Raw genomic sequence first — 4131 nt, 5'->3', positions numbered from 1 at the left:
CCTCGGGGGCGTGGGCGGCGGCGACCGTTGCACCGGGCCGGGATGCCGCCCCTTCCTTCCGCCCGCCTCGTCCGCCGCGGGCCTGTCTTGGTGGAACCTTTACCTGGGCGTGTCCGTTGACCGGATGAGATCACTCAGACGAGTACCGAGGTGACGTCAATGGCACTGTTCGACCGGCTCAAGGACCAGGCCAAGAGCCTGCAGCAGCAGGCGCAGGGCGGGCGCGGCACGGCGACCGGCGGGCACGGACAGGGCGGCTCGCGCGGCGGCTCGCGCGCCCAGCTCGTCGGCGTCCTGAAGACCCAGCTCGGCTCCCTGAAGGCCGAGCTGAAGAGCGGCGCTTACCGGGACGCCAGCATGGCGATGTGCGCCCTGGTCGCGGCCGCGGACGGCCAGGTGGACGCGGCCGAGATGCAGCAGATGGAGTCCCTGATCCTGAGCAACGACGTGTTGCAGAACTTCCCGCCCGAGCAGCTGCGCCAGCGCTTCCACAAGCATGTGGACCAGCTGACCCGCAACTTCCCGCAGGGCAAGGCCGAGGCGCTCCAGGAGATCGCCAAGGCGGCCAAGAAGCCCACCGAGGCCCGCGCGGTGATCCAGACCGGCATCGTCATCGCCGGCGCCGACGGCCACTTCTCGCAGGCGGAGCAGGCGGTCCTGAGGGAGGCGTGCGCGGCCCTCGGCGTTTCGCCGGCTGAGTTCCAGCTCTGAGCAGCCGCTGCTCTCCGCACTGCCACATACGATGAGTGCGACCAGCGACTCCGAAGGGGGCGGCGGTATGACCGAGCAGGCGATCTACCAACACCTGCGTGAGCTGCGCGAGCATTTCACACCGCCGCCCGGTTTCACGTACCCGGAGATCAGCGACGGGACGTTCGTCATGATGATGAGCCCCCGTCCACGCCACCAGGTCACGGCCAAGGACGTCGCACGTCAGCTGGATCCGCAGCTCCCCGACGGGACAATGACCTTCGAGGCCACGGACACCGACGACGGCGCCCTGGGCAAGCTGCGGGTCCCGGACCTCATCGTCACCGCCCGCGAGGCGATGCTGACCGACGGCCCGCTGGACCCGCGCGCGATCTTCCTCGCCATCGAGATCGTCTCGCCGTCCAACCCGGGCAACGACTACGAGGTCAAGAGCCGTGACTACCCCGCCATGGGCATCGCTCACTACCTGATCCTCGACCCCCGTGACGGCACCTGGACCTACCAGTGGGGCATCGACTCCAGCAGCGGGCGACCCCGCTATGCCAACCGTCTCCACAAGCAGCCGTACGGGACGCCGCTCGTCATCACCACGGAACTCGGTGCCTGGCAGCTCGACACGGCGGAGCTGCCGCTGTACAGCCGCAAGGACATGATGCTGGGCCCGGAGACCGACTGAGTCCGAGGGCTCAGTCCGAGGAGCGTTCGGCCGCGTGCTGCGGCACGGCGGCCCGCTCCTCGGCCGGGTGGTGCGGTCCCGACGCCTTCGCGGGGCCCGCGTTGGCCGCCAGGACCAGTGTGGCCACGGCCACTACGGCGGCGGCGAAACCCCTTGTGTAGCGCGCGGTGGTGCTGGTGCGATCGAGCACGGCGACCTCGCAGCGGTGGCGGTGAATGACCCAGGGCGGTGACGGTGTATTAAGCAGGGTTAATACGCCGTTTAACCTAGGGGCTGCGGGAGCCGAACGGCAAGAGGGGCTTGGGGAGTTGGCCATGTCGGAGCGGGACGACCCGGGCGTCATCGGGCGACGGGTGCAGCAGCTGCGGGTCGAACGCGGGCTGACGCAGAAACAGCTGGCCGAACCGGCCTACACGCCGGCCTACATCTCCACCCTGGAGTCCGGACGGGTGCGGCCCTCCGACGACGCGCTCCGGCATCTCGCCGACCGCCTCGGCGTCGGCTTCGAGGAACTGGCCACCGGCCGCCCGGCCCGTCTCGTCACCGACCTGCGGCTGCGCCTCACCGAGGCCCAGCGCACCCTCGCCACCGGGGAGGCCGAGGAGTCCGCCGCCCAGTACGCCGCCCTGCTCGCCGAGGCCGACGCGCTCGACCTCACCGAGGTGCGCTCCGCCGCCCTGCTCGGGCTCGGGGAGTGCGCCGTGGAGACGGGCGAACTCGGCGCCGCACGCGAGTACTTCGAGCGGGCCGAGCAGGCCCTGGGCGACGACGTCCCGCTGCCCGCCCGGGTCCCCGCCCTCCGCGGACGCGCCCTCGCCCACTATCTCACCGGTGAACTCCGCTACTCCGTGTACCTGTTGGAGTCCACCATCGACGAGCTCAACCGCGGTGGCCTCCACGACCCCGACGCCCTGCTGCTCCTCTACGCGAGCGTCATCGGCCCTTACATGGACATGGGCGCCCACGCGCGCGCCGCCCAGGCCGCCGAACTCGCCCTCGCCCTCGCCCCGAGCTCGGGCGACCCCGCCCTCGTCGCCCGGATGCACCGCTCCGTCGCCCGCACCCTGCTCGCCGAGGGCCGTCTCGCCGAGGCCGACACCTCCCTCGCCAAGGCCGCCGAGCTGTACCGGCAGCTCCAGCTGCGCACCGAACTCGCCAACTGCCACTGGATGCGCGGATACGTCTACGCCCAGAACGGCGAACTGGAGCGCGCCGAGGACGAGTTGCGGCAGGCCCTCGCCATGCTCTCCGCCAAGCGGGCCGCCCTCTACTCCAGCCAGGCCGCCGTCGAGCTCGCCGACGTGCTGCACCGGCGCGGCAAGTCCGACGAGGCCGCCGCCCTGCTCCACGACGTGCTCAGCGACCTCAGCTCCGAGCGCGGCGCCCTGCACTCCGCCGCCGCCCACCGCCTGCTCGGGATCATCGCCGAGGACGCCCGGGACACCGAGGCCGCCGAGGAGCACTACGTCCGCGCCCTGAGCCTCCTGGAGCGGGCCGGCGCCGCCGGTGACCTGGCCGACCTGTGCCGGCTGCTGGGCGATCTGCTCCGCCGTACCGGACGGGTGGAGGCGGCGCTGGACGCGTACCGGACCGGCCTCGGGCACCGTACGGCCCCCGGCACCACCACCCTCGGACCGGCACCCGCGCAACCGCCCCTGTGAACGCGGTGCCGGGGCGGCCGCGGTCCTCCTCGGTGGAGGGCGGCCGCCCCGGTGGGGACTCGCGCCGGTTCGCGCGGTCCTCCGGGAAGGTCCCCGGTCCGCTCGGGACGGTGGGAGGCGCCCCGGTCGGCGTCGCGGAACAGGGACGAAGAGCACGGGCCCGCACGACACGACACGGCCCGGTCCGGAGCGGGGTGAGGACGAGCAGGGCGCATGGGCAGGCGGCTCCGGCACAGTTCGACGCTGCGCGGCCGCTCCCTGACCGTCACCGAAGACCGTAATGATCGGCGCACGGTCTGTGAAGAGCGCGTGAGGGGGCCGGCGGGATACGCGAGCCGGTCGGGTACGGGTGACCCGGCCTCACACCTGCACCCGCCCCTGCCTGCGCACCTCCGTCAGCCGGTCGGCACCCAGCTGTACGGCCGCCTGCGTGGCCTCCGTCTGTACGTCGCCGAAGCCGCCGTTCGTCACGCTGATCGCGTCCTCCCCCACCCGGAGCGCGGCGACGTCCAGCGTGAGCGTGCTCGGCGCGCCGTCCGGCGACTGCCCGGTCAGCAGCACCCGCAGCCCCTGCCGGGCGTCCCCCGCCTCAGGCAGCGGCAGCACCCCGACCTGCACCCCGAGGACGGCACCCGTGGTCGTGGTGGCCGCGAACTGCGCGCACTTCTTCGGCATGCTCTTGAGCCAGGCCAGGGTCTTGTCGATCTCCGCCGGGGGACGCGCGAGCACCTGGTACCGCATCTGGGCCGCGTTCCACTCGTCGTCCATCCCGACGACCGCGCGGGGCCGGGCGTCGGCCCCGAACAACTCGTCCGCGTACAGCGCGTCTAGCAGCCGCTGACACCCCCGCCGGTCGGCCTTCGCCTTCAGCACCCCGTCGTGCCAGGTGGCCACGCCCTGCGTCGGCTTCCAGGGCTCACCGAGGTCCGCGTCGGTGACGAGCGCGGCCCGCGCCATGGCCTCGGTGAGGGCCGAGGAGGGGGCGGCGGACGCCTTCGCGGACGACGGCGGCGCGCTGCTGGGCAGGGTGATCGTCGGCTGGGGCGCGGTGGGGGGCGTGGAGAGCGCGGAGCAGGCGGTGGC

General features: G+C 72.7%; 5 protein-coding genes. 3 read left to right on the top strand and 2 right to left on the bottom strand.

Translation table 11 applies throughout. The annotated features are described in order from the left end of the window. Positions 1-159: 159 nt before the first annotated feature. Both EHS43_RS39105 and EHS43_RS39100 read left to right on the top strand, forming a co-directional pair. Positions 160-711, top strand: a complete 552-nt coding sequence (locus EHS43_RS39105; RefSeq protein ID WP_125195329.1) for a tellurite resistance TerB family protein — start codon at positions 160-162, stop codon at positions 709-711. 67 nt (positions 712-778) lie between these two features. Continuing rightward, positions 779-1387: a Uma2 family endonuclease gene (locus EHS43_RS39100; RefSeq protein WP_125195328.1), complete on the top strand. Its 609-nt coding sequence runs from the start codon at positions 779-781 to the stop codon at positions 1385-1387. Positions 1388-1397: 10 nt separating this feature from the next. Here the strand turns inward: EHS43_RS39100 and EHS43_RS39095 are convergent, their stop codons facing one another. After that, positions 1398-1577: a hypothetical protein gene (locus EHS43_RS39095; protein WP_125195327.1), complete on the bottom strand. Its 180-nt coding sequence runs from the start codon at positions 1575-1577 to the stop codon at positions 1398-1400. A 124-nt stretch (positions 1578-1701) separates the two neighbouring features. Here EHS43_RS39095 and EHS43_RS39090 point away from each other — a divergent pair, with 124 nt between their 5' ends. Then, on the top strand, positions 1702-3048 hold the full coding sequence (locus tag EHS43_RS39090) for a helix-turn-helix transcriptional regulator (RefSeq protein WP_125195326.1): 1347 nt from the start codon (positions 1702-1704) through the stop codon (positions 3046-3048). Positions 3049-3408: 360 nt separating this feature from the next. On the opposite strand, the gene EHS43_RS39085 is transcribed toward EHS43_RS39090, so the two are convergent. Continuing rightward, a partial coding sequence (locus tag EHS43_RS39085) for a hypothetical protein (protein WP_125195325.1) occupies positions 3409-4131 on the bottom strand: 723 nt, incomplete at its 5' end.

The sequence above is a fragment of the Streptomyces sp. RP5T genome (assembly GCF_003933965.1).
In the GTDB taxonomy this organism is placed as follows: domain Bacteria; phylum Actinomycetota; class Actinomycetes; order Streptomycetales; family Streptomycetaceae; genus Streptomyces.
The sequence above is the reverse complement of the archived record's forward strand: the minus strand, read 5'-3'. Positions and strand labels throughout refer to the sequence as shown.

What these genes read in the sequence shown, in the direction of transcription:
- EHS43_RS39105 (WP_125195329.1), top strand. Translation starts at nt 160, where the DNA reads ATGGCACTGTTCGACCGGCTCAAGGACCAGGCCAAGAGCCTGCAGCAG.
- EHS43_RS39100 (WP_125195328.1), top strand. Translation starts at nt 779, where the DNA reads ATGACCGAGCAGGCGATCTACCAACACCTGCGTGAGCTGCGCGAGCAT.
- EHS43_RS39090 (WP_125195326.1), top strand. Translation starts at nt 1,702, where the DNA reads ATGTCGGAGCGGGACGACCCGGGCGTCATCGGGCGACGGGTGCAGCAG.